We start from the raw sequence: 24,735 nt of genomic DNA, 5'->3' as shown, positions 1-24,735 counted from the left end.
CGTCAGTGACAGTTGGTCGTGCCGCTGTCGGTGTAGGTCTTGCCCGCCTCGGGGACGAACTGCCAGTCGAAGCTGTTGCTGTGCAGCGTCAGCTTCAGCACACCGCGGGTGCCGGTGTTGCGGGCCTCGCTGTTGGGCTTGATCGTGCCGAAGCCGTACGCGCCCGCACCGCCCATGCCCGCGACGAACGACCTGATGCCACGCGCGTTGTCCAGCCCGCCGGTGGGGTTCTGCGGGGCGAACCGCTCGTACTGGTGGTTGTGGCCGAAGAGCACCAGGTCGGCGTTGGCGTCGTACAGCGCCTGGAACAACGGCCGGGTGGCCGTCGAGGGCGCGTGGTTGGCACCGCTGGTGAACAGCGGGTGGTGCCAGTACGCCGCGGTGCACGGCTTCGTGCTCGCCGCCAGGTCCTGCCGCAGCCACTGCTCCTGCGCGCTGCCCGCCGACATGCTGATGTTGGAGTTCAGCGACACGATGTGCCAGTTGCCGAGGTCGTAGGAGTAGTAGCCCCGGCCGGACGGCCCGGCCTGCGCGCCGAAGTAGTTGTAGTAACCCGTGGCGCCACTGGTGTTGTAGTCGTGGTTGCCGGGCGAAGGCCTGGTGCGGGCCTTGTGCCGGCCCCACGTGGGCTCGTAGTAGGTGTTGAACTGGCTGGCGGTGCCGTCCGGATAGACGTTGTCGCCCGTGGTCCAGACGGTGCCCTGGATGTTGTCCAGCAGCGCGGCGGTGGCCGTGTCACCGGAACCGGAGTCGGCGATGTCGCCCGCGCCGACCCAGACCGGGTCGCCGGGAGGCGGCGTCGTGCCGTCGGTGACGACGAGCTGCGGCGCGGTCGACCCGCTCTCGCGCGAGTCGTAGTCGGCGCCGTCCGTGCTGCTGGACGTGATGCCGATGCTGTAGGTGCCGTTGCCCGTGACGTAGCTGCTGACGTCGACCTCGTACCAGGCGTTGCGCACGACCGCGCCGAGCGAGCCGAGCGTGGCGCCGTCGACCGCGGGCTGGTTGTTCCAGGTGACCGCGGTCTCGGTCCAGCTGACGTTGGACATCGCCCGGAACGTGCCGCCGTTCGGGCTTTCCGCGCCGGAGACGTCGTCGGTGTGGATGCGCAGCTTGGCGTTGCTGACGCTGCCGCTGATCCCGGAGACCGTGAACTTGAGGAACGTCCGCTTGACCGGCGAGTTGTCGAGGCCGAGCTGGCCGGACGTGCCGTAGTTCGTGCCGGTCGACCCGTTGTCGACGTAGGTGTCGGCGGTGGGGGTGAACGTGGTCGTGGCAGCGTGAGCTGCGGTGGAGGCGGTGAGTGTGGCCGCCGTGACGATGACGCTGGAGAGCACGGCTAGGGGAGCCCTGCGACGTGACATGCCTGTCCTTGTGGTGGTGGGCGGACATGGGCCGTCGCGAAGGGTAGGGCTCAAATGAGCCATACGCGGTGATCGTTTGGCGGCCACTTGGTGAACGGCCGGAAAATCCCCCTCAGGGGTGGCTGTGGCGCGGAGGTATTTCCGCGCCGGACAGGTGCTCAGTACAGGTATGGGAGTCGAGGTCCACGACCCTCGCTGGCTCGCCGCCGTGCCGGGAGCCGAGCTCGTGGTCGCGCTGGACGAGGTGGGGTCGATTGCTGCCGACGGTCACCGGGTGACGGTGTTGATCGATCTAGTACCGGACAACGTGTCGATGCTGCGGAGTCTCGCCGCCGAAGCCGTGGGGGAGGGCGCCCGCAAGGTGCGCGTGCGCCCGTACGGCGTTGACCGGGTCGACCTGGTCTACGCGGCCGTGGAGCTGAACCGGGTCGCCGAGGACGACGCCGTCGAGGTCCAGTTCGACGTCACGTCCGCCTCGCTGCTGCGAGCAGACCCCACGGCGTTCGTGCGGGTCGATCCGCTCGTGGTCACGGCCGACGGGACGGTCGTGCCGATCTGCGCGGGCCTGGAGCGGTACGCGCTCGGTTCGCTGGGGTCGCTCGACGACCTGGTGGCCGCGTGGGACCCCGAACCCGTCCGGGACCTGTGCCGGGTGGCGCTGACCCGCGCGCTGGCCGACACCGGGCCGCTCGTGTCCTGGTACGAGCACCTCACCCGGACAGCAGACGGGATGCGGGCCGAGTGTTGATCACGCTCTCCGGGTCGACACCGACCTCCTCCGCCCGCGCGCAGCCGTAGTTCAGCCAGTCCAGCTGGCCGGGCGCGTGCGCGTCGCTGTCGATGGAGAACGTGCACCCGGCGTCGACAGCCAGGCTGAGGAGTCTGCGCGGGGGATCGAGCCGCTCCGGCCGTGCGTTGATCTCGACCGCCGTGCCGTGCTCCGCGCAGGCCTCGAAGACCTTCTCCGCGTCGAACTGGGACTCCGGACGGCCCTTGCCGACGACCAGCCGGCCCGTGCAGTGGCCGAGGATGTCGACGTGCGGGTTCTTGACCGCGTTGACCATCCTGCGCGTCATCTCGGCTCGCGGCATCTTCAGTTTCGAGTGGACGCTCGCGACCACGACGTCGAGCCGTGCCAGCAGGTCCTCGTCCTGGTCGAGCGAGCCGTCGTCGAGGATGTCGACCTCGATGCCGGTGAGGATCACGAACGGTGCCAGGCCGGCGTTCAGCTCGGCGACGACCTCGAGCTGCTTCTCGAGCCTGTCCCTGCTCAGTCCATTCGCGACGGTCAGCCGCGGCGAGTGGTCCGTCAGCACCATGAACTCGTGGCCGAGATCGCGGGCCGCCTCGGCCATGTCCCTGATCGGGCTGCCGCCGTCGGACCAGTCGGAGTGGACGTGGCAGTCGCCCTTCAGCTTCGCCCGCAGCTCCTCGCCGCCGGTGATGTCGACGTGCCGCAGCTTCGCCAGGTAGGCCGGCTCGCGGTTCGCCAGCGCGTCCGCGACGACACCGGCGGTCGACTTGCCGACGCCCTTGAGATCGGTGAGCGTGCCGGCCTTCGCTCGTTTCTCGACGTCGGCGGGGTCCAGCTCGGCGAGGACGGCGGCCGCGTTGCGGAACGCCTGGACGCGGTAGGTCGGCTCGCCGGCTCGTTCCAGGTGGAAGGCCACCTGCTTCAACGCCTTGACCGGATCCATGCCTCTTCCTACCTCATCTGGAACCATCACGCGGTTTTTGTTGTTGGAGCCCTGCCGATCAACGATGATGTCCGCCATGTCCCCACGTCCGGCCGGTGCGCCACCGGCGACCGGAGCCGGTTCACGGCGAAAGCGGAGCAAGGGCGACCTGACCTCGCAGGCCATTCTCGACACCGCGGAGCACCTGCTCCAGACGCGGTCGCTCGACGACATCGCCGTCGACGAACTGACCTCCGGCGCGGGAATCTCCCGTTCCACCTTCTACTTCCACTACGAGTCGCGCGAAGCCGTGCTGTACGCGCTGTCGGAACGGGCCGCGGAAGGCCTCTACGACTCGGCCGCGCTGTGGCTGCGGCGGGGCAGCGAACCACCGGAGGACTCGATCCGGCGCGCGATCGCGGGCACCGTCGCGTTGTGGCGGGCGCACGGCCCGGTGCTGCGCGCGGCGGTGCGGGCGCGCGACACGAGCGAGCTGGTGCGCGGGTTCTGGTCCGGGGTGGCGCGGCGGTTCGTGGACTCGACGGCGCAGCAGATCGAGATCGAGCGGGAGGCCGGGATCGCGGTGCCGGGACCGCCGACCGCACATGCCCTCGCCACCGTGCTGGTCACGATGAACGAGTCCATGTGCTACAGCCTGTCGCTCTCGCGGAGGTCGGCGGCACGCGACCGTGAGGCGGTCGAGACGCTGACCGCGGTGTGGCTGCGTTCGGTGTACGGGGTTTCCCGGTAGATAAGCCGCGTCCGTTGTTTCTCGACACCGTGTCGAATAATTTCGCGGCCATGGAACTCGTGCCCTTGGGCGTCATGACCGCGCAGCTGCGAAAGCCTTTGAGGTTACCGAAAACGCCCGTCGGCGATCGTCTCATCTACGAGGTCGAGTCGGGAACGTTCTCCGGCGACCGGTTTTCCGGGGTCATGCACGGCTCGTCGAGCGCGGACTGGCTGACCATCGGCCCGGACGGCACCGCGACCCTCGACGTGCGTTCCGTGCTGCGCACTCACGACGACGCGTTGGTGTATTTGCACTACTCAGGGCGGGTTGACGTCTCGAATGGCTTCGGTGCGCCGCTGTACGCGGCCCCGTTGTTCGAGACCGGCGACGAGCGCTACCGCTGGTTGAACCGCGTGCAGGCCGTCGCGAAGGGCGTTATGGACGGTCTCGTGCTGACCTACGAGGTGTGCGAGGTGCGGTGAATTTCACCCGACCTTCGGGGGTGTCGATCGGGTCGGCGACTGCGGAAGCGTTCCGTCGCTGGCCGACGATCGTGAGGGGTACGCGGTGAGGAAGCGTTGGGGTGCGGCGGCTTTGGTCGCTCCGCTGTTCATGTCTCTGGTGGGAACGGCCCAGGCGGCGCCGGGACCGTTGGACGAGTACTACAGCCAGACGATCGCCTGGGCCGAGTGTCCGGCCGGGTGGGTCACGCCCTCGACGGGGGTCGAGTGCGCCAGTGTCGTCGTGCCGATGGACTACAAGAACCCGGGCAACGGCAACCTGGAAATCGCCATCTCGCGCAAGAAGGCCACAGATCCCGCGCGCCGCAGAGGCGTGCTGATGACGAACCCCGGTGGCCCCGGCGGTTCGGGCCTCGGCGCCGTGCACTGGTTCAACGCCCAGACCGAGATGTTGAAGATCTACGACGTCATCGGCATGGACCCGCGCGGTGTCGGCCGGTCGACGCAGATCCGGTGCATCTCGACGCCGTCCGACGACGAGTTCCCTTCGCGCCCAACGGACTCGCAGCTCGCGAACTGGTCGGACTACGCCCGTGCCGTCGAGGAGAACTGCCAGCGCGGCGGCGGTGAGATGCGCCGGTTCATCTCGACCATGAACACCGCCCGCGACATGGACGTCATCCGCGGAGCCATGGGGGAGAAGAAGATCTCCTACGTCGGCTACTCCTACGGCACGCAGCTCGGCGCCGTCTACGGCTCGATGTTCCCTGCGCGCCTTGACCGCAGCGTGCTCGACTCCGCGCTGGACCCGTTGAAGACGTGGCACGAGCAGGACGTCGACGTGGTGGACGCGATCACCGACAACCTTCGCAAGTGGACGGAGTGGACCGCCGCCCGCAACGGCACCTACGGCCTCGGCACCACGCCTGCCGCGGTGCGCGCCGAGCTGGACGCGATCGCGGCGAAGCTGAAGACGGCCCCGTTCGGCGGCTACGCGGACGTGACCTCCTTCGACTACGCCGTCGGCGCCACCCGCTACCGCCGTTCCTGGGCGGCGTTCTCCCGCCACATCGCCTCGATCAAGGCAGGCGTCGCCGACCCCGCGGAGGCCTCCGCGATCGTGGCGGCGCTGAAGAAGGGCGACATCGAACCGACCTCGGCCGGCACCTTCCAGGCCGTGGTGTGCGAGTGGGACTGGTTCACCGACGTCAACACCTACTACAACGACATGAAGCGCTGGCGCGACACCAACCCGTACGGCGGCACTGTCGACTACATGGCGCCGACCAACTGCACGTTCCGCGCCTTCCAGCGCCCGGAGAAGATCCCGGCCATCACCCGCAAGTACCCGGCCGGCCTCGTCGTCAACTCCGACGGCGACACCCAGACCCCGCTGGCCAACGGCCGCGTCATGGCGGAGCACCTCAGCCAGCCGCTGATCAGCGTGTCGAACGACGGCCAGCACGGCCACTACGCGTTGCGCCGCAACGCCTGCGTCGACAACCTGGTCAACAAGTACCTGGTGTCCGGCATCCTGCCGGCCTCGCGGGTCACCTGTGCCGGCACGGACATCGCGGAGACCGTGCCTCCGGGTGCGGCGGCTTCGCTGGGCGCGCAGTCGGCCCGTCCGCTGAGCGACGTCCTGGGCGAGATCGCGGCGGAGACCAAGCCGTTCTGATCGCCTGAACGATCTTGTCAGACCTCGTGAGTAAGTTATGACGCAGGGGTTCCCAGCAAAGGGGGACCCCTGCGTCAGCGTTGCTGCATCGCGTCCAGCACGCGCGCGAGCTCCAGCCGTGACGAGACGTGCAGCTTCGCGTAGATCCGCGACAGGTACACCTCGATCGTGCGCGGGCTGTAGTGCAGCGCCGCCGCGATGTCCCGGTTCCGCATTCCCTGCTGCACCAGCCGTGCCACGTTCTCCTCGGCCTCGGTGAGCAGTCCCGGTGCCTTTGACCGCGCGCGCGGCACCTTGGCGCCGAGTGCCCGCAGCCTGGTGCCCGCCTGGCGCCGCAACCCGTGTGCGCCAAGGCGTTGGAACGCCGTGTAGGCCTCGACCAGCACCGGCACCTCGTCGTCGGAGATCTCGCCCAACGCGAGCTGCGCGCGTGCCTTCTCGAACTCCAGCCCGCCCAGCGCGGCCTCGGACACCGCCTCCCGCAACGACTCCACGTCCCGGCGGACGATCCCGGTGACGCGGCGGACGGTGGTGCGCGACCACGGCGACACCCGCGTGGCGGACACGTCAGAGAGCCGGGCGAGGGCCTTCTCCGCCGCCTCCGGGTGCCCGCGTTCCAGGTCGAGCTCGATCATCCGCGCCACCAGCACGCACGAGTAGGCGGCGTCCAGGCCGGAGCCGACGTTGTCGTCCAGCAACGCGTACGCCTGGTCGGCCTCGCCCCGCGCGATCAGGTACTCGGCCAGCGACACCGCGTGCAGGCGCGAGATGTTCACCGACTGCGGCGCGGGCAACGCGGCGAGCCGTGCGGCGACGTCGAGTTCGCCGCGCCACGTCCTGATCGACAGCTCGATCGCCTGCAGCACGCCGAGTGCCTGGTCAGCCTGCGCGGCCTCGACGTCGGGCAGCCAGCGGCCGATGCCGTCGAGCGCCGCGTCCCAGCGGCCGCCGAGCCAGTCCAGCGCCACCCGCGAGGCGGCCCGTTCGGCGCGGAAGCCGTGGGAGCCGACCTGGTCGAGGAGGTCCTCCGCCCGGCGGACGCGCCAGGACGCGTCGTGCACCAGACCCGCCAGCGCGGTGATGGAGGCGCAGACGGAGAGTGCCTGTAGTTCGAGCATCGGCTGTCCGTCGCTGTACGCCAGCGCCCGGTTCGCGTACTCGACGGTCCGGTCGTGCTGGAACAGCAGGGAGGTGAGCATCGCGAGGTGCTCGAAGACGATCACGCCCTCGGCCGGGGAGCTGATCGGCAGCGCTTCGATTCGGGCGACCTCGGAGACGGCGTCGTCGTGGCGGTTGTTGTAGACGAGGAGCACGGCGCGTTGGGCTTCCAACGACGCCGGCGCGTCTCCGCGTGCGACCTCGACGTCCGCCAATGCCATGGCTTCCGCCGTGCGGCCGACCGAGAAGAGCGACGAGATCACGGCGGTGGCGACGCGCGTGCGTTCCTGACCTGGTTGGAGGGACTCCAAGGCGGCGAGACCGGGGTCGATCGCCAGCGCCGGACGGGAGGCACGAGCCAGGACACGGCATTGCAGCGCCAGCAGCTCGGCGCGTTCAGGGGCGTTGCGCGGCAACAGCTGAAGCGCCCTGAAGCACAGCGCGGCAGCGGTCTCGGGCGCGGAGGCACGGGCCTGAGCGGCGGCCTCGGCGAGCACCCCGACGGCCACCCGGTCGCCGGGAGCGGCGGACTCGGCGAGGTGCCAGGCGAGTTGGAGGAGGTCCACGGGCAGGCCCTGCTCGCGGTCGTCCAGCAGCCGCGCCGAGATCAGCGAGTGCAGGTGACGGCGTTGCGCCGGGCCGACCTCGTGGTAGAGCGCCTCACCGACGAGAGCGTGCGAGAAGCGGTAGCCGTTGTCGTCGTGCACCACGATGTGCACGCGCAGCAACTCGTCGAACGCGGCGACGACCGTCTCCTCCGGGAGCGAGGCCACGCGCGCCAGCAACGAGATCTGGTCGAGTCGCACGCGCCGGAACACCGAAACGGCCCGTGCGACGAGCCGCGTGTCGTTCTCCAACGGAGCCACACGACGCAGCAACGCCTCACGCCGGGTCAACCGGATCGCGTCCGGTGACACCGCGAGCCGGGCGCGGTTGCCGTCCACCGTCACCAGGTCGAGCTCTCGCAGCGAGCGCGCGATCTCGGTGACGAAGAACGGATTGCCGTCGGATCGTTGCTGGACCTCGCGGGCAAGACCCTCGTCCACGGACGTCTGGAGGACGGCCTCGACGATGCGCGCGACGTCCGCGCCCGACAGCGGGGCCAGGTCGAGGCGCACGACCTCGGCGTACGGCTCGACGCGGTCCAGCAGAACCGCGTCGGCGGACCGGCTCGCGGTGACCAGCACGAGCGGTGCGGAGGACACGCGCCGCAACACCAGCGTCAGCAAAGCGAGGGAGTCGTCGTCGACGTGGTCGAGGTCGTCGATCAGCAACGCGGCGGGGCGCGTCGCGGTGAGCTCGGTGAGCAGCCGCACCACCCGGTCGCACGCGCGCCCGAACCACGCCCCGGCGTCCTCGTTGCCCGAGATCTCCAACGCCGCCAAGGCATCCGCACGGATCCTGTCCGGCGGCAGCGACCGGATCAGCGCCGCCACCGCGCCGTACGGGATGCGCTTGCCCAGCACGTCCGACGCCGACGTCAGCACCCCGCACTGCCGCTCCCGCAGCCGCCGCGCGATCTCCGTGAGCAACGACGTCTTGCCGATCCCCGGCTCACCGCTGACCTGGACCACGACGAGCCCGGTCGCCGGCGCCTGGTCGACCCGGCCGAGCACGGCGCGCAGTTCCGGTTCGCGGCCCACGAGCGGCGTGGTGCGCGGTGGAGTGTCGGCGATGACGGCCTCCCGGCGGGACTTCGGCTGCTCCGAGTCTTCCATGTGGGTGTCCTGGCCAGGCAAGCGCAGCTTTCCGTACCGGATCAGTCACTCCGGGTGCGCGTCGCAGGGCCGAACGTGTTAGTCGATGAGGGTTCCCTACTGACCCGTGGTTCCTCTCGGTGATGCCCTTGAGACAACCGCCGCCCGCCTAGGAGGGTCAATGTCGATCCAGGGAACCTGCGCCCCGCAGTTCGCAGAGGTGCGCACCGAGTTCGAACGCAACTTCGCCGAACGCGGCGAGGTCGGGGCCTCCGTCCACGTGACACTCGACGGCGAGCCCGTCGTGGACCTCTGGGGCGGTGTCGCCGACCCCGCCACCGGCCGCCTCTGGTCCGAGGAGACCATCGTCCACGTGTGGTCGTGCACCAAGGCCGCCACCGCGCTGTGCGCGCACATCCTGGCCTCGCGCGGTGAGCTGGACCTGAACGCACCGGTCGTGAAGTACTGGCCGGAGTACGGCGCGAACGGCAAGGACGCGACGCTCGTCCGGCACGTGTTGTCGCACCAGGCCGGCCTGCCCGCCGTCACCACACCGCTGCCCGCGGGCGCATTCTACGACTGGGACATGATCACCTCGACGCTCGCCGCGCAGCAGCCGTTGTGGGAACCGGGCACGCGGCACGGCTACCACGGCCTGACGTTCGGCTTCCTCGTCGGCGAGATCGTCCGCCGCGTCACGGGCCTGTCGCTCGGCGGGTTCTTCGAGAAGGAGGTCTCCGGCCCGCTCGGCCTGGACTTCTGGATGGGCCTGCCCGAGGACCTCGAACCGCACGTCGCCCACACGATCCCGGTCGACCCCACCCAGCCGGGGATCCTGCTGCCGTCGCTGTTCATCACCGCCCTGACCAAGCCGGAGTCGGTGCCGGGCCTGATGCTGCTCAACAACGGCGGCTACATGGCCCCCGGCGAGTCCGACTCCCGCCAGGCGCACACCGCCGAGATGGGCGCGATCGGCGGCATCTCGAACGCCCGCGGCCTGGCCGGTCTGTACCGGCCGCTCGCTCTCCACGGCGCCTACAACGGCGTGCGGCTGGTCGAGGAGCACCAGATCCCGCAGATGTCGAACGTGGCCGTCGCCGGGCTGGACGAGGTCGTCCTGGTGCCGACGCGGTTCGCGCTCGGTTTCCAGAAGGCCACCGACAACACCCACCTGCAGCCGAACGACCGCGAGGGCCTGCTGATCTCCGAAGAGGCCTTCGGGCACAACGGAATGGGCGGCTCGCTCGGGTTCGCCGACCCCGGAGCCAGGATCTCGTTCGGCTACGCGATGAACCGGCAGGGGCCGGGACTGGGCGTGAACGAACGCGGTCAGTCCCTTGTGGACGCTGTCTACCGCACGCTCGGCTACCGGCAGACGGGTGGCGGGACCTGGTTCCGCTAGCCGGGCGGCACGACGCGGCCGAGCCGTTTGCGCACACCGTCCTGCTGGTACCGCGCAACGGTGTCGGCCAGCTGCTCGCAGGCACGCTCGATGGACTCCCTGGCCTCGTTGCGCTCGCTGGTGATGGCGCTCAGGATCAGCCCGGTCAGCGCCACCGACCCGTTGAACGCCTGGAGCACGATCATCGTGGTCAGCAGTCCGGCGGTGGAGAACTGCCCGGAGGCCGCGGACATCACCGCGGCCACCGAGATGATCGCGGCGCACGGCGCGGCGATCGCGTGCTGGAACCGCAGCGCCGCCCAGATCAGCATCGGGAACACCAGGAACAGCAGCCGCAGCTCGGACGTCGTCACGTAGGCCGCGAGGACGGCGGTGACCACGAGCAGCGCGATGGCCTCCGCGAGCCGGCGGCGGGAGACGTTCCCGCGGCCGGTCAGGGTGACCAGCAGCGGCGTGAAGATCAGCACGCCCATGGCGTCGCCGGTCCACCACACCGCCAGCACGGCGGGCACTTCGCTCCACGGGACGACGCCGTCGATCTTCAACGCCGCCGCGCCGACCAGCGCGCTGACGAGCATCGCTCCCAGCGCACCCGCGAACACGAGCAGCATCGCGTCCTTCAGGCGGTTGAGCGCGGGCCGGAACCCGTAGCGCGTCAGCAGGTACCACGCGGTCAGCGGCGCGAGCGTGTTACCCACGGTGATCATCGCGATCGCGCCGGGTCCCGCGCCGAGCGCGAGGTTGGCGGACAGCGCGCCGAGCGCGATGCCGGGCCAGACCTTGCGGCCGGACATCAGCAGGGCCGCCACGGAGATCCCGGTCGGCAGCCACAACGGGGTGACCTGTCCCTTGACCAGTGCCAGGACGAGGCCCACCTTCGCCGTCGCGTAGTAAGCGATCGCCACCAGGGCGATCGTGACCGCGGTGCGGAGAGTGGCGTTCACCGCCACATGCTGCACCGGCGCACACCCGATCGCCATACCTCGCGACAGGGCGTACCCACCTGGACCCATGGCGTGGATTCTTAGCTGTTGTGGAAGCCGCACTACAGCCCGTCACCACAACGCCGTGAGATGGAGGGCATGCGCACAGCCGAGGCGGCCGACGAGGTCCGCGTGGAGGACGGCGGACGTCGCGTGGTGGTCGTCGCCGGCCGCCTGCGCCTGCCGGTCTCCGCGGGCGTCACGGATGCTCAGGCACTGACCCTCGCCAGAGCGGGCACAACGGCGTGGCACCTCCTCCGCACGTGCGCGCACCTCAGGCCGGACGAGTCGATCGTGGTGCACGACGCCGCGAGCGAGATCGGCGCGATCGCGGTGCAACTCGCCCGCAGTTTCGCGGCCGGCCGGGTCATCGCGACGGAGACCAGCCAGGCCCGCCGGCGCCGAGCCGTGAAGCTCGGCGCGGACGTCGCCGTCGACTCCGGCCGAGACGGTCTTGCACAGCGCGTGATCGGGGCGAACGAGGGCAGACAGGTCGACGTCGTGCTCGATCCCGGCGGCGCCCTGGAGGCCTCGTTGGACGCGCTGGCGCCGTTCGGCAGGATCGTCTGCTATGGCGCTGACCAGGACGAATCCATCAAACTGACGGGTCTGCTCGGCGGCTCACGCGCGGTCATCGGGTTCCGTTTCGAGCACACTCTCGACCGGCCGGACATGATCGCGAGGGCTGTCAGTGAGCTGTTCGGGTTGACCTCGGCTGGGCGATTGCGTCCGATGGCAGACAGCTAGTACTCGTTGGTAACAAGCCGCTTAAGGGGACCCATGAGGACCGTGTTCACGACCTGCCCGCTCTGCGAAGCGACGTGCGGGCTGGAGCTGACGGTGGAGGGCGACCGCATCACGAAGGTCCGCGGCGACCGCGAGGACGAGTTCAGCCGCGGCTTCATCTGCCCCAAGGGCGCCTCGCTCGGCACGCTCGACGCCGACCCCGACCGCCTGAGCACCCCGCTGATCAAGCGCGACGGCGAGTTCCAGGAGGCCACCTGGGAGGAGGCCTTCGCCTACGTCGACGAACGCCTGAAGGACTTCCCCGACCGCAACGCCGTCGCGATGTACCTCGGCAACCCGGTCGTCCACTCGCTCGCCGGCGGGCTCTACGCCGGACCGCTGCGCAAGGCCCTGGGCAGTCGGAACGTCTTCACCGCCAGCACCGTCGACCAGATGCCCAAGCACGTCCAGTGCGGCCACATGTTCGGCAGCATCTTCTCGATCCCGGTGCCCGACATCGACCGCACCGACTTCATGCTGGTGCTGGGCGCGGACCCGTTCTCGTCCAACGGCAGCCTGTGGACGGTCCCGGACGCGCCGGGCCGGTTCAAGGACCTGCGGAAACGCGGCGGCTCCTTCGTCGTCGTCGACCCGCGCCGCAGCCGCACCGCACAGGCCGCCGACCAGCACGTCGTGATCCGGCCGGGCACCGACGTGTTCCTGCTGCTGGCGCTGATCCACGAACTGTTCGCGCAGGACCTGGTCGATCTCAAGGACCTCGCCGGGCACGTCACCGGCCACACGGCGATCCGCGCGCACGTCGAGGCGTTCAGCCCGGACGCCGTCGCCGAACGCACCGGCATCGACGCCGGCACGATCCGTGCGCTGGCCAGGCAGCTGGCTGGGGCCGAACGTGCCGCGGTCTACGGCCGGATCGGCACGACGACCGTCGAGTTCGGCACGGTCGCGTCCTGGGCGGTCGACACGCTCAACGTCCTCACCGGCAACCTCGACCGTCCTGGCGGTGTGATGTGGCCGCTGCCCGCGCACAGCAGGCGCGGAACGGGCAGCGGCAAGGGTTTCGGCATCGGCCGCTGGCACAGCCGCGTCAAGGGACATCCCGAGGTGATGGGGGAGTACCCGGCCGTCACGATGGTCGACGAGATCGAGACACCCGGCGAGGGCCAGGTGCGGGCGCTGTTCACGATCGGCGGCAACCCCGCGCTGTCGTTGCCGAACTCGGCGCGCGTGAACGACGCTCTGTCCTCATTGGACTTCATGGTCAGCGTCGACCCGTACCTCAACGAGACGACGAGGCACGCGGACGTCATCCTGCCGACACCGCCGCCGTCCCGCCGCGACCACTACGACATCGCGTTCCTCAACAACTCGGTGCGCAACGTCGTGAAGTACTCGCGCGCCGCGATTCCGCTGGAGGAGGGCAGGGTCGACGAGACGGACATCTTCTTCCGGCTCGCCACCATCCTGGGCGGACTGGGCCCGGCGGCGGATCTCGACGCCATCGCCGCGTTCCAGCTGGCCGACCTCGCGAAGAAGGCCGGTGCCGACTTCGAACCCGAGGGCGAGACGCGCGAGGAACGCCTGCTGGACCTGAAACTCCGCACCGGCGCGTACGGGGTCTCGCTGCGGCAGTTGCTCGACCACCCGCACGGCATCGACCTCGGCCCGCTCACCTCGCGCCTGCCGGAGATCCTCCGCACGCCGTCCGGGAAGGTCGAACTGACCCCGCGGCCGATCATGGACGACCTGCCGCGCGTCCGGGAGGCGCTGGGCGCCCGCGAGACCGACCTGGTGCTCGTCGGCCGCAGGCACCTGCGCACCAACAACTCCTGGATGCACAACGTGCCCGCGCTGGTGAAGGGCAAGCCGTTGTGCACGCTGCTGGTCAACCCCGGCGACGCCACCCGCATCGGCTTGACCGACGGCGCGACCGCCCAGGTGACCTCGCGCGTCGGCAAGATCGAGGTGCTGGTCGAGGTCACCGCCGACATCGCGCCGGGCGTCGTCTCGATGCCGCACGGCTGGGGCCACGACCAGCCCGGCACGCGGCTCACCGTCGCCCAGGAGCACGCCGGCGTGAACGTCAACCTCCTCACCGACGACCTCCGCATCGACCCGCTCTCGGGCACCGCCGTGCTGAACGGCACCCGCGTGCAGGTCGTGCCCGCCTGAAGCCCTTCCCCAGCGCCTAGGAGCCGCCATGACCGCCGGTGTCACCATCCCGAACGCGGTGCAAGCCGTCCGCCGGATAGCCGACCTGCCGTTCCTCGCGGAGCAGGCGTACGGCGACGCGGTGGCGTGGCGGTTCAAGCAGGACGGACAGTGGCGCGAGCAGACCTACGCCGAGATCTCCGAACTGGTGCTGGACCTCGCGTCCGGGTTCGTCCACGCCGGACTGAAGGCGGGCGACCGGGTCTGCGTGCTCGCGAACACCCGTCCTGAGTGGACGGCGGTCGAACTGGCCGTGCTCGCGGCGGGCGGCATCATCGTGCCGATCTACCCGTCGAGCACGGCCGAGGAGATCGCCTGGGTGGTCGGCGACTCCGGCGCGTCGATCGTGGTGGCCGAGAACGAGGAGCAGTGCGTCAAGGTCGAGGTCGTCAGCCCCGAACTGCCCGAACTGCGCTCGGTGTTCTCGATCGACCCCGCCGGTGACCGCCCGCGGATCGCCGAGCTCCAGGACACCGGCCGCACCTCGCCGCTGGCCGACGTGCTGGACGTCCGCCGCGCCGCGATCAGGCCGGAGGACCCGAGCCTGATCATCTACACCTCGGGCACCACCGGGCCGCCCAAGGGCTGCATTCTCACCAACGCGAACTGGGTCGCACTTTGTCGCGTCGCGGAAGAGGCCCGCATCGACGCGATGACCGGAACCGTTTACCTGTTCCTGCCGCTCGCGCACGTCTTCGCGCAGATCATCATGTTCGGAACGATGTACCGGGGCGGTGCGCTGGCCTACTTCGGCGGCGACATGAAGGCGATCGTGCCGGAGCTGTCCGAGGTCCGGCCGACCTTCCTGCCGTCGGTCCCGCGCATTTTCGAGAAGATCTACACGTTCGTCACGTCGAACGTGCCCGCGGAGCAGCTCGCGCAGGCCGTGACGCTCGGTCTGGAAGTACGGCGCCGGCGTTCGGCAGGCGAATCCGTGCCGCCGGAAATGGCAGCCGCGTTCGAACAGGTCGACGCGCTGTTCGCCAACGTGCGCGCGGTGTTCGGCGGCCGGCTCGTGCAGGCGCTGTCCGGTGCCGCGCCGATCTCACGTGAGGTGCTGCGGTTCTTCCACGCGGCCGGGGTGCCGGTGCTGGAGGGCTACGGCATGACCGAGTCCACGGCGGTGGGCACCATCAACACGCTCGGCCGCTTCAAGCTCGGCTCGGTCGGCGCGTCCGGCCTGGCCGGGCTGGAGATGACCGTGGACTCCGACGGCGAGCTGCTGATGCGCGGCCCGCACGTCTTCGCGGGCTACTGGCGCAACGACGAGGCCACCGCCGAGACGCTGCGGGACGGCTGGCTGCACACCGGTGACCTGGGCGAGATCGACGCGGACGGCTTCGTGACGATCACCGGCCGCAAGAAGGACATCATCATCACCGCGGGCGGCAAGAACATCGCGCCGGCGAACGTGGAGAACGTGCTGCGCCAGTCGCGCTGGATCTCGCACGCGGTGCTGTTCGGCGACCGCAAGCCGTACTGTGTGGCGCTGATCACACTCGACGCCGACGAGATCGTGCCGTGGGCGACGGCGCGTGGACTGCCGTCCGACGTCGAATCATTGGTGGGTCACCCGGACGTGCGAACCCTCGTGCAGGAAGTTGTCGACGAAGCCAACTCGCACTTCGCCAGTGTTTCCCGGGTGAAGAAGTTCGTGCTGCTCACCAGGGACCTGTCCCAGGAGGAAGGGGAGCTCACACCGACGTTGAAGGTCAAACGCAACGTTGTACATCGACTTCACTCTGGGTTGTACGAAGGGCTCTACGAGTAACCCGTACGTACGAGAAATCCAAAAACAGGTACATCCACCCTGGCGGAATTCTTCCGCTCAGGGCAGAGTGGGACACCAAGCGGCGCTAGGCCCCCTCCCCCCTCGGGCCCAGCCGCTTCGCGGCCCCGGCTCAAGGCGTACTCCCCCCAGACGCCCAGCCGGGGCCGCCTTGCATTTCCAGTGCCGTGGCCCGTTTCGGGTCACGGCACTTTCACTTCCGCGGCGGTGTGGTCGTGCCGCGCACGATCAGTTGCGTCTCGGCCACGATCTGCGGCACCTCGGTGTTGTCCGAGTCCAGCCAGTCGAGCAGGAGGTTCACGGCGGTGCGGCCGGCCTGCGCCACAGGCATTGCCACCGTTGTCAACGCGGGCGAGCACAGCGCGGCGTACGTGAGATCGTCGAACCCGGTGACCGACACGTCACCAGGCACGGAGATGCCGCGATCACGCAGCCGTGCCAGCACGCCCAGCGCCATGATGTCGTTGTAGGCCACGATCGCCGTCGTGTCGGCCGCCACGGCCAGATCAGCCGCCTGCAGGCCGCCCTCGTAGCGCGGCGCGAACGGGCCGAGGTCGACCAGGTCCACCTTGTGCTGGGCGACCGCCTTCATCAGCCCGCGGCGACGCTCCTGGTTGGACCATGACGTGCGAGGCCCGTTGAGGTAAGCGATCCGGTGGTGTCCCAATGCGACGAGGTGGTCGATGATGGCGTGCATGCCGCCCGCCGAGTCCATCAACGCGGCGGGCACGCCCGGCAGGCGCCGGTTCAGCAGCACCAGCGACGTCGCGCCGGCCACCTCGTAGACCTGCGAGTCCTCCAGGCCCGGGGCGCACAGCACGACGCCGTCGACCTGCTTCGCCATCGCGTGCACGAGCTTCGCCTCGGCGACCGGGTCCTCGTCGCTGTCCGCCACGAACACCGCGTAGTCGGCCTGCATCGCCCGCGCCTGCACGGCCTTGAGCACGCCCGTGAAGAACGGGTTGTCGAGGTCGGGCACGACGATGCCGATGTTGCCCGTCTTGCCCGTGATGAGCCCGCGCGCCGCCCTGTTGGGCTGGTAGCCGAGCTCGGTCGCGGCAGCCAGCACGCGTGATCTGGTCTCCGGGCGCACGAGCTCAGGAGACGTCAGCGCACGCGAAACGGTGGCTACCGATACGTGCGCCCTGCGAGCCACGTCGCGGATGGTGACTGCCACAGATACCTCACCCTCAACTGCCGGTTGAAACAATCATGACGGGTCAGGCATCAAGAAGGGTCCTTGAGTCTGGTCACGAGCTGGGTCGGGTTCACAAACCTAAGCGCGATCACCAGTAACACCAACATCGACCCCGTGTAGATCACGGCCATCGAGTCGACCATCTGCTGTGGCCGGATGCCCGCCGACGACATCGCCTCGTACAGCGACACGACCAGGGTCTGGCTGGTCGGGCCCGCCGTGAGGAACGTCAGCTCGAACATGCCCACCGTCCTCACCAGCACCAGGATCGACGCCGCGAGGACGCCCGGCACGAGCAACGGCGCCAGCACGCGGGTGAAGATCGCGAACGTCGAGGCGCCGCACATCCGCGCCGCCGACTCGATCTTCGTGTCGATCTGCTCGATGAACGGCGTCATCGTCAGCACGACGAACGGCACGGCCGGTACGAGGTTCGCCGCGATCACCCCGGCCATGCTGCCCGCCAGCTGGAACTTGTAGAGCACCGTCGCGAGCGGGATGCCGTACGTCATCGGCGGCATCAGGATCGGCAGCAGGAACAGCACGTTGAGCAGCTTCTTGCCGGGGAAGTTGCGTCGCGCCAGCGCGTAGGCCGTAGGAACTCCGATGAGGACGGAGATCGCCACGACCGTTAGAGCGACCTGGAACGTCACGACCAGCACGTCCAGCAGCCGGTAGTCCCGCCACGCCTCGCCGTACCACTTTCCCGTGTACCCGTCGGGAAGCCAGGTGCCGAACCACGTCTCCGCGAACGAGTTCGTGACCACCGCGCCGACGATCCCCGCGAGGTTGAGCAGGAAAAACGCCAGAGCGCCCCACGTCAGCCATACAACAGGGCGAGCAGTGAGCTTCATCCCTTGCCTCCCGTCGCGCCGCGGTACAGGGTCGTGCGCCAGATCAGCACCACGCCGATCACGATCAGCATCACCAGCGCCATCAGCATCGCGATCGCCGATCCCAGCGCGAAGTCGTTGTCCCGCAACGCCGTCTCGTACGCGGCGATCGACATCACGTGCGTCTCGCCGACCGGGTCGCCGACCATGACCGCACTCGGGAACACGCTGAACGCCAGCACGAACGACAGGCAGAACGTGACGGCGAGCCCTGGTGCCAGCAGCGGCATGGTGATCGTGCGGAACCGCTGCCTGCGCGAGGCCCCCAGCGTCGCCGCGGCCTGTTCCAGCGTCGGGTCGATGCCGGACAGGTACGACAGCGTCAGCAGGAACGCGAACGGGAACCCGGTGATGATCAGGCTGAACAGCACGCCCCAGTAGTTGTGGGTGAGCTTCGCCGGTTCGTCCGCTCCCAACGCCATCCAGATGCGGTTGAACCACCCGGCCGGCCCGAAGAACGCGAGCAGCCCCTCCGCCGTCAGCACGGTGCCGAGGGTGATCGGGACGACCAGCACCGTCGTGAGCGCCCGCTTGCCCCGGAACCGCCCGCGCATCCGGAACGCGATCGGGATGGACGCCAGCACGTTGAACAACGCTGCGGGCAGCCCGAGCCGCAGCGTGATCCAGACGGTCTCCGCCAGGTAGGGGTCCGAGAAGAAGGTGATGTAGTTCTGGAACGGGCTGCCGCCGCCCTTGGGCTGGAACGACAGCTGCAACCCGTACAGGAACGGGTAGACGAACAGCAGCACCACGAAGACCGCGCCCGGCACCAGCAGCCACAGCACGCGGTCGACGCCCTTCTCGGCGAGCCGGTGCCGCAGCGACGCCCGCTCGAGCACCGCCGTCATGAGAACACCAGCACGCGTTCGACCGGCACCTTCAGCATGATCGTGTCGCCGGGCGCCAGCCGGGAGTTGGTGCGGACGTGCAACGGCGAACCGTCGCGCAGCCGCGCCTCCACCGCCTGCTCACGCCCGTGGTACTCGACGATCTCGACCACCGCTTCGAGCGTGTTCTCGCCGGATTCACCGACCACCGCGAAGTCCTCGGGCCGCACCGCCGCCACGGCCTCCGGCCCGAGCTCTTCCCGTTTGATCCCGACGAGCTTCACGTCGTCTCCAGTGTGGACGGTCGTGCGTTCGCCGTCCTGGGAGGTGACGGTCACCGGGATCATGTTGCGGTAGCCCATGAACCCGGCCACGTACCGGTTCACCGGGTGCGCGTAGACCTCCTCCGGCGACCCGACCTGCTGCACCTCGCCCAGCCGAAGGACCACGAGACGGTCGGCGAGGGCCAGCGCCTCCTCCTGGTCGTGCGTGACGTAGACGGTGGTGAGCCCGAGTGACTGGTGCAGCCGCCGGATCTCCGTGCGCATCTCCAGCCGCAGCGCCGCGTCCAGATTGGACAGTGGTTCGTCCATCAGCACCAGCGGCGGCTCCAGCACGATCGCGCGGGCGATCGCCACCCGTTGCTGCTGCCCGCCGCTGAGCTGGGCCGGGAACTTGTGCTGGTGCTCCTCCAGCTGCACGAGTCGCACGGCCTCGTCCACACGCCGGTGCAGTTCGGCCTTGGGCGTCCTGCGCATGGACAGCCCGAACGCGATGTTGCGCCGCACCGACATGTGCGGGAACAGCGCGTAGTTCTGGAACACCATCCCGAACCCGCGTTTCTCCGGCGGCAGGTCGTCGATCCGCTTGCCGTCCAGCGTGATCCGCCCGCCGGTGAGCGGCAGCAGGCCAGCCAGGCAGTTCAGCGCCGTCGACTTCCCGCACCCGGACGGGCCGAGCAGGGCGACGAACTCGCCGCCCTTGATCGTCAGATCCATGCCTTGCAGGGCAACGGTGTCACCGAACGCCCGCCGCACGTGGTCCAGGTGCAGCTCCGCGAAGCGGTGGCCGGTCACTTCTTGCCGATCTCTCGGTCCCACCGCTGGAACGCCTTCACCTGCTGGGTGGCCGGCAGCGACTGCTCCTTCGGGTTCTCCTCGATCAGCTTGTCGTACTCGGCGCGGCCGAACTTCGCGATGGCCTCCTGCGACTCCTTCGGCGCCATGTCCAGCGTGACGCCCTTGACCGCCGGGCCGGGGTAGAAGTAGCCCTTGTCGTAGGCCTTGGCCTGCTGCTGAGGCTCCAGCATGAACTTGATCAGCGCCAGGTTCGCCGACAGCACGTCCGCCGAGACGCCCTTGGGCACCACGGCGTAGTGCGCGTCGGTGACCCAGTGGAAGCCCTTGAACGTCGCGATCTTCATGCCCTCCGGCACCGAACCGAGCACGCGAGGGTTGATGTCCCAGCCGGTCGTCGAGGCGACCATCCACGACGTGCCGTTCGCCAGGTTCTTCATCACGTCGGTCGTGCCGCCGGGGTAGTTGTCGACGTACTGGCCGAGTTCCTTCAGGTACGCCCAGGTCTTGTCCCAGCCGTTCTCCGGGTCCTTGGGGTCCTTGTCTCCCAGCAGGTACGGCAGTCCCATGAGGAACGTCCTGCCGGGGCCCGAGTTCGCGGGCCGCGCGTACTGGAACTTGCCGGGGTGCGCCTTCGCCCACTCCAGCAGTTCGGCGGGAGACGACGGTGCGGCGGGCACCTTCGCGGGGTCGTACTCGAGCAGTGGCCCCGCCGGGTAGTAGGTGATCGCGACGCCCTGGTTCTGCGCCAGTTTCTGCATCTCGTTGGCGGCCGGAAGGTACACGTCCTCGAGCTTCGGCAGCTTCGCCGAATATTCGGGGAGCAGGGTGTGCACGAGTTTCTGCTCGATGACGCTCGCCAGGCCGTCCGTTCCGGTAAGCACCAGATGGGTCTGCGAGGTGCCCGAGTTCTGCTCGGCCTTCAGCTTGCCCGGCATGTCCGGCGCCGTCGCCTTGGTGGCGTTCACCTTCGACACGAAATCGGGGTGTGTCTTCACGAACTCGTCGATCATGCCCTGCGTGAGCTGCAGGTTGCCGGCCACGTCGAGCACGTTCAGCTCGACCGGCTTCGACGGCTTGTCGGGGACGGACGAGGGCGCGTCCTGCGCCTGTGGGGCCTCCGGCGCACCACACGCCGTGACGAGCAAGAGGGCGGGGATGACGAGCCGTAACTTCATTGTCCAGCGCATCTCGTGGCTCCCTAACTGACTCTGGACCTGGCGCGCGAAAACGTTTACGGTTTTTCTGTAACACTCGTACACCCGCCGCCGGGTCGAACGCAATGCCGCCGCCGCACAACCCGTTCCCAACGAAAGTGGGAGGCTCCTGTGGCACCCCGTTCACGGCGGTTGCCGGCGAGAACCGGCATCCTGGCCACCGCGCTCACAGTGGCGGTGAGTTCGCTCGTTTCCGCCGCGCCCCCAGCCGCCGCCGCGGATGTCCTGCTGTCCCAAGGAAAACCGGCGACCGAGTCGGCATCCGGTGGCGCGAACTACGCGCCTCGCAACGCCGTCGACGGCAACTCGGCGACGCGCTGGGCCAGCAAGTCGAACACCGACCCGGCCTGGATCCGCGTCGACCTCGGCGCGTCCGCGACCATCAGCAGGGTCCGGCTCCAGTGGGACCTCTCGTGCGCCAAGGCGTACCGGGTCGAGACCTCGGACAACGACTCCACGTGGACGCCGATCCACACCACCGCCGACGGCAAGGGCGGCGTCGAGGACCTGACGGTCGCCGGCCGCGGCCGCTACGTCCGCGTGTACGGCACCACGCGCTGCCGCACCGGCACGTCGTACGGCTACTCCCTGCAGGAGTTCCAGGTCTTCGGCAACACCGGCCCGGTCGACGGTGAACCGCCGTCCGCGCCCGCGAACCTCGTCGCCTCGGACGTCAAGCCGGACTCGGCGAAGCTGACGTGGGAGCCGTCGACGGACAACGTCGCGGTGACGTCGTACGAGATCTACAACCTGGGCCAGTTCGTGAAGTCCGTGCCCGGCACGTCCACCACGATGACGGACCTGAAGCCGAACACCACGTACGGCTTCTACGTCAACGCGAAGGACGCGGCCGGCAACATCTCGCAGGCCTCCAACACGGCGGAGTTCAAGACCCCGCCCGCCCAGGACGACCCGATCCCGCCGACCGCGCCGAAGAACCTGCGTTCCCCGGCACAGACCGCGAACTCGGTGTCACTGGCGTGGGACGCGTCGACCGACAACATCGGCGTGACGCGCTACGAGGTCTACAGCGCGGGCGCGAAGATCGGTGACTCGACCTCGACGTCGGCCACGATCGGCGGCCTCAAGGCGAGCACCGACTACAGGTTCACCGTCAAGGCCTTCGACGCCGTCGGCAACGCCTCGCCCGCGTCGAACGAACTGACCGCGCGCACCAAGTCCGGCGGTGACCAGGTCGGCGCCGTCACGCAGATCGCGACCGACAACGACGTGCCGTGGGGCCTCGCGTTCCTGCCCAACGGCGACGGCGTCTACTCGCGCCGCGACGCGCAGGACATCGTGCGCATCACGCCTTCCGGTCAGAAGACCACGCTGGGCAAGGTTCCCGGCGTCTCCGGCACCAACGGCGAGGGCGGCCTGCTCGGCATCGAGCTGTCCCCGACGTTCGCCTCGGACGGCCTGATCTACGTCTACCACACGGCTTCCGGCGACAACCGGATCGTGCGCGCGAAGATCGAGGGCAACGCCCTGACGGGCTGGACGACGTTGCTGACCGGCATCCCGCGCAACAAGTTCCACAACGGCGGCCGCCTGCGCTTCGGCGCCGACGGGAAGCTCTACGCGGGCACCGGCGACGGCCAGAACGGCGCGAACGCCCAGAACAAGCAGAACCTGGGTGGCAAGGTGCTGCGCCTGAACCCGGACGGCTCCGCGCCGTCGGACAACCCGTTCTTCAGCGAGGGCGGCAACGCCCGCTACGTCTGGACCTACGGCCACCGCAACGTCCAGGGCCTCGCCACGGACTCGCAGGGCCGCATGTGGCAGGCGGAGCTCGGCAACTCGAACATGGACGAGGTCAACCTGCTCCAGAAGGGCGGCAACTACGGCTGGCCGTCCTGTGAGGGAACGTCGGGCTCCTGCGGCGGTTACGTGGCACCGAAGAAGACCTTCTCGGTCGGCTCGGCCTCGCCCTCGGGCCTCGCGATCGTGAACGACGTGCTGTTCCTGGCGGCGTTGCGCGGCGAACGCCTGTACCGCATGCAGATCAGCGGTTCGTCGGTCGGCACCACGACGTCGCACTTCCAGGGCACCTACGGCCGGCTCCGCACCCCGGAGCCCGCGCCGGACGGGTCGCTGTGGGTCACGACGTCCAACGGGGACAAGGACTCCACGGCGGGCAACAGCTCCACCAAGCTGTTGAAGGTGGCGCTGAACTAGCGTTAGACGCCTTGAGGGGCACTCCGCGCGGAGTGCCCCTCATCGTCGTCAGGCGGACCGGGTCCGCCGCCGGCGCACGAAGATCGTCGTGACCACGTACGCCAGGAACACCAGCTGCGCGCCGACCACGGCCCCTGTCGCCCACGCGGGCGTTCCGTCGGGAAGTGCTCCCAACGCCAGCGTCGGCCCGGCCGTGCCACCGATGGTGGCGACGGTCAGCGACATCGAGTCGGTCAGCTCGTGCAACCGGCCCGACGGTCCTCTCACGTCCACGGCTTTGTCGTCGAACTCGATGCGCAGCTGTGCCGTGTCGCCAGGCTCGTCGTTCGGCTCCGGCTCGCCCAGGTCCGGAGTCACAACACCTGTGTTCACAAGTGTTCTCCTTGCAACCCGGCACCAACCGTTGCGCCCGATTTGAGCGCGGCGTCCGGGGGACCGTGTCGGCGTTCGCCACGAACACCTCGTCACGCGACCCTGGTGGTCGTCCCCCTAGACCACTGGGAAGCGCGTGGCGTTACGGTCCGCCGTCAGCATAGCGCCGCCCTGCCAGGGTTCCGCAACCGATTCGCCACATTTTCTGTGTCAAAAAGCTGCCGGACATGTGCGACCATGGGTGCATGGGAACCGAGCAGGGCAAGCCGGCCGTCGTCGAGCGCGTCAACGTCGCGTTGATCGCGGACTCGGTCGCCGCGCTGGGCAAGCTTCAGGCGCGCACCGGCATGAAGAAGGTCGACATCGTCAACCGCGCCGTGCAGCTCTACGAGTTCCTGGAGGCGCAGATGCGCGAAGGCAGGGAGCTCGTGGTGCGCGACGAGGACGGCATCGACCGCATCGTCAAGATCTTCTGACCGTCAGCCCGTTCAGCAGCAACGAGATCAACCGCCGCGGGTCGTAGCGCGGGTCGTCGTCCCGCCCGATGCACAGGTTGCCGATGCCGCGCATCAGCTCGAACGGCCGCACGTCGTCCCGGATCTCGCCTGCCTCGGCCGCCGCCGAGAGCAACGACTCGCACACCGGTCCGAGCCGGTCCAGGAAGTACGCGTGCAGCGACTCGAACCCGCTGCTGTCCGACTGCAACGCGTTCGCGAGTCCGTGCTTGGTCACCAGGAAGTCCACGAACAGGTCGATCCACGCCCGCAGAGCCGCGAAGGCGGAGTCCGAAGTGGACAGAAGGGTGGGTCCCGCTTCCGCGCACGCCTCGACCTGGTGCCGGTAGACGGCCACGACGAGGTCCGCGCGGGTGGGGAAGTGGCGGTAGATCGTGCCCATGCCGACGCCGGCCTCGGCCGCGATCTCGCGGATCGGCGCGTCGACGCCGGACCTGACGAACACCTCGGCCGCCGCCGTGAGCAGCGTCTGCTCGTTGCGCACGGCGTCGGCCCGCTTGCGTGGTGGCACGGCGCGCCCTCCCGGACTCGAACTCGCACGGTTGACAAAGCGGAACAGTGCT

Annotated in this window: 21 protein-coding genes; 10 read left to right on the top strand and 11 right to left on the bottom strand. The window is 69.1% G+C overall.

Annotation, left to right across the window (positions count from 1 at the left end):
- Positions 1-2 precede the first annotated feature (2 nt).
- Complete coding sequence (locus tag BM417_RS38705; protein ID WP_093604805.1) at positions 3-1,361, bottom strand: CBM96 family carbohydrate-binding protein; 1,359 nt, start codon at positions 1,359-1,361, stop codon at positions 3-5.
- 169 nt (positions 1,362-1,530) lie between these two features.
- Here BM417_RS38705 and BM417_RS38700 point away from each other — a divergent pair, with 169 nt between their 5' ends.
- Positions 1,531-2,109: a hypothetical protein gene (locus BM417_RS38700; RefSeq protein WP_093604803.1), complete on the top strand. Its 579-nt coding sequence runs from the start codon at positions 1,531-1,533 to the stop codon at positions 2,107-2,109.
- Here the strand turns inward: BM417_RS38700 and BM417_RS38695 are convergent.
- The gene (locus BM417_RS38695) at positions 2,072-3,058 is read right to left on the bottom strand and encodes a PHP domain-containing protein (protein ID WP_093604801.1); all 987 of its coding nucleotides are present in this window, start codon (positions 3,056-3,058) and stop codon (positions 2,072-2,074) included. The genes BM417_RS38700 and BM417_RS38695 overlap by 38 nt on opposite strands.
- 76 nt (positions 3,059-3,134) lie before the next feature.
- Between BM417_RS38695 and BM417_RS38690 the strand changes: the two genes are divergently transcribed.
- The 3 genes from BM417_RS38690 to BM417_RS38680 all read left to right on the top strand — a co-directional run bounded on the left by BM417_RS38690 (position 3,135) and on the right by BM417_RS38680 (position 5,909).
- Positions 3,135-3,788 (top strand): TetR/AcrR family transcriptional regulator, encoded by a 654-nt coding sequence (locus BM417_RS38690; RefSeq protein WP_177320844.1) that lies wholly within the window; start codon positions 3,135-3,137, stop codon positions 3,786-3,788.
- Positions 3,789-3,838: 50 nt separating this feature from the next.
- The gene (locus tag BM417_RS38685) at positions 3,839-4,252 is read left to right on the top strand and encodes a DUF3237 domain-containing protein (RefSeq protein WP_093604797.1); all 414 of its coding nucleotides are present in this window, start codon (positions 3,839-3,841) and stop codon (positions 4,250-4,252) included.
- An 85-nt stretch (positions 4,253-4,337) separates the two neighbouring features.
- Positions 4,338-5,909, top strand: coding sequence for an alpha/beta fold hydrolase (locus BM417_RS38680; RefSeq protein WP_143138991.1), 1,572 nt, complete (start codon positions 4,338-4,340; stop codon positions 5,907-5,909).
- A gap of 74 nt (positions 5,910-5,983) precedes the next feature.
- Here BM417_RS38680 and BM417_RS38675 read toward each other — a convergent pair whose 3' ends face one another.
- Positions 5,984-8,785: a helix-turn-helix transcriptional regulator gene (locus BM417_RS38675; protein WP_093604793.1), complete on the bottom strand. Its 2,802-nt coding sequence runs from the start codon at positions 8,783-8,785 to the stop codon at positions 5,984-5,986.
- Positions 8,786-8,945: 160 nt separating this feature from the next.
- Between BM417_RS38675 and BM417_RS38670 the strand changes: the two genes are divergently transcribed.
- Entirely contained in the window at positions 8,946-10,166 is a 1,221-nt protein-coding gene (locus tag BM417_RS38670; protein ID WP_093604791.1) for a serine hydrolase domain-containing protein, read from the top strand.
- Here the strand turns inward: BM417_RS38670 and BM417_RS38665 are convergent.
- Positions 10,163-11,110 carry an MASE1 domain-containing protein gene (locus BM417_RS38665; protein WP_218164700.1) on the bottom strand — a complete coding sequence of 316 codons (948 nt, stop codon included), beginning with the start codon at positions 11,108-11,110 and terminating at the stop codon, positions 10,163-10,165. The two genes, BM417_RS38670 and BM417_RS38665, sit on opposite strands and share 4 nt — an antisense overlap.
- Before the next feature lie 138 nt (positions 11,111-11,248).
- Here BM417_RS38665 and BM417_RS38660 point away from each other — a divergent pair, with 138 nt between their 5' ends.
- The 3 genes from BM417_RS38660 to BM417_RS38650 are packed head-to-tail and all read left to right on the top strand — an operon-like array spanning position 11,249 to position 15,878.
- Entirely contained in the window at positions 11,249-11,896 is a 648-nt protein-coding gene (locus BM417_RS38660; protein WP_177320843.1) for a zinc-binding dehydrogenase, read from the top strand.
- Between the two features lie 33 nt (positions 11,897-11,929).
- Entirely contained in the window at positions 11,930-14,068 is a 2,139-nt protein-coding gene (locus tag BM417_RS38655) for a molybdopterin oxidoreductase family protein (RefSeq protein ID WP_093604785.1), read from the top strand.
- 28 nt (positions 14,069-14,096) lie between these two features.
- Positions 14,097-15,878 carry an AMP-dependent synthetase/ligase gene (locus tag BM417_RS38650; protein ID WP_093604783.1) on the top strand — a complete coding sequence of 594 codons (1,782 nt, stop codon included), beginning with the start codon at positions 14,097-14,099 and terminating at the stop codon, positions 15,876-15,878.
- 211 nt (positions 15,879-16,089) lie between these two features.
- On the opposite strand, the gene BM417_RS38645 is transcribed toward BM417_RS38650, so the two are convergent.
- The 5 genes from BM417_RS38645 to BM417_RS38625 are packed head-to-tail and all read right to left on the bottom strand — an operon-like array spanning position 16,090 to position 21,080.
- On the bottom strand, positions 16,090-17,073 hold the full coding sequence (locus tag BM417_RS38645) for a LacI family DNA-binding transcriptional regulator (protein ID WP_093604781.1): 984 nt from the start codon (positions 17,071-17,073) through the stop codon (positions 16,090-16,092).
- Positions 17,074-17,123: 50 nt separating this feature from the next.
- Complete coding sequence (locus tag BM417_RS38640; protein ID WP_093604779.1) at positions 17,124-17,948, bottom strand: ABC transporter permease; 825 nt, start codon at positions 17,946-17,948, stop codon at positions 17,124-17,126.
- On the bottom strand, positions 17,945-18,835 hold the full coding sequence (locus BM417_RS38635) for an ABC transporter permease (RefSeq protein WP_093604777.1): 891 nt from the start codon (positions 18,833-18,835) through the stop codon (positions 17,945-17,947). Before BM417_RS38635 ends, BM417_RS38640 begins: the two co-directional genes overlap by 4 nt.
- Positions 18,832-19,890 (bottom strand): ABC transporter ATP-binding protein, encoded by a 1,059-nt coding sequence (locus BM417_RS38630; RefSeq protein ID WP_245822566.1) that lies wholly within the window; start codon positions 19,888-19,890, stop codon positions 18,832-18,834. Before BM417_RS38630 ends, BM417_RS38635 begins: the two co-directional genes overlap by 4 nt.
- The gene (locus BM417_RS38625) at positions 19,887-21,080 is read right to left on the bottom strand and encodes an ABC transporter substrate-binding protein (RefSeq protein WP_245822565.1); all 1,194 of its coding nucleotides are present in this window, start codon (positions 21,078-21,080) and stop codon (positions 19,887-19,889) included. Before BM417_RS38625 ends, BM417_RS38630 begins: the two co-directional genes overlap by 4 nt.
- A 138-nt stretch (positions 21,081-21,218) precedes the next feature.
- Here BM417_RS38625 and BM417_RS38620 point away from each other — a divergent pair, with 138 nt between their 5' ends.
- Positions 21,219-23,285, top strand: coding sequence for a PQQ-dependent sugar dehydrogenase (locus BM417_RS38620; protein ID WP_245822563.1), 2,067 nt, complete (start codon positions 21,219-21,221; stop codon positions 23,283-23,285).
- 48 nt (positions 23,286-23,333) lie between these two features.
- On the opposite strand, the gene BM417_RS38615 is transcribed toward BM417_RS38620, so the two are convergent.
- Positions 23,334-23,657: a hypothetical protein gene (locus BM417_RS38615; RefSeq protein WP_143138989.1), complete on the bottom strand. Its 324-nt coding sequence runs from the start codon at positions 23,655-23,657 to the stop codon at positions 23,334-23,336.
- Positions 23,658-23,902: 245 nt separating this feature from the next.
- Here BM417_RS38615 and BM417_RS38610 point away from each other — a divergent pair, with 245 nt between their 5' ends.
- Complete coding sequence (locus tag BM417_RS38610) at positions 23,903-24,133, top strand: hypothetical protein (RefSeq protein WP_093604771.1); 231 nt, start codon at positions 23,903-23,905, stop codon at positions 24,131-24,133.
- Here the strand turns inward: BM417_RS38610 and BM417_RS38605 are convergent.
- The gene (locus BM417_RS38605) at positions 24,120-24,683 is read right to left on the bottom strand and encodes a TetR/AcrR family transcriptional regulator (RefSeq protein WP_218164699.1); all 564 of its coding nucleotides are present in this window, start codon (positions 24,681-24,683) and stop codon (positions 24,120-24,122) included. The genes BM417_RS38610 and BM417_RS38605 overlap by 14 nt on opposite strands.
- Between the last annotated feature and the right edge of the window lie 52 nt (positions 24,684-24,735).

Source organism: Lentzea waywayandensis (assembly GCF_900115955.1).
GTDB classification, from domain to species: domain Bacteria; phylum Actinomycetota; class Actinomycetes; order Mycobacteriales; family Pseudonocardiaceae; genus Lentzea; species Lentzea waywayandensis.
Note: the sequence above shows the minus strand (reverse complement) of the source record. Positions and strands in the feature narration are given on the sequence as shown.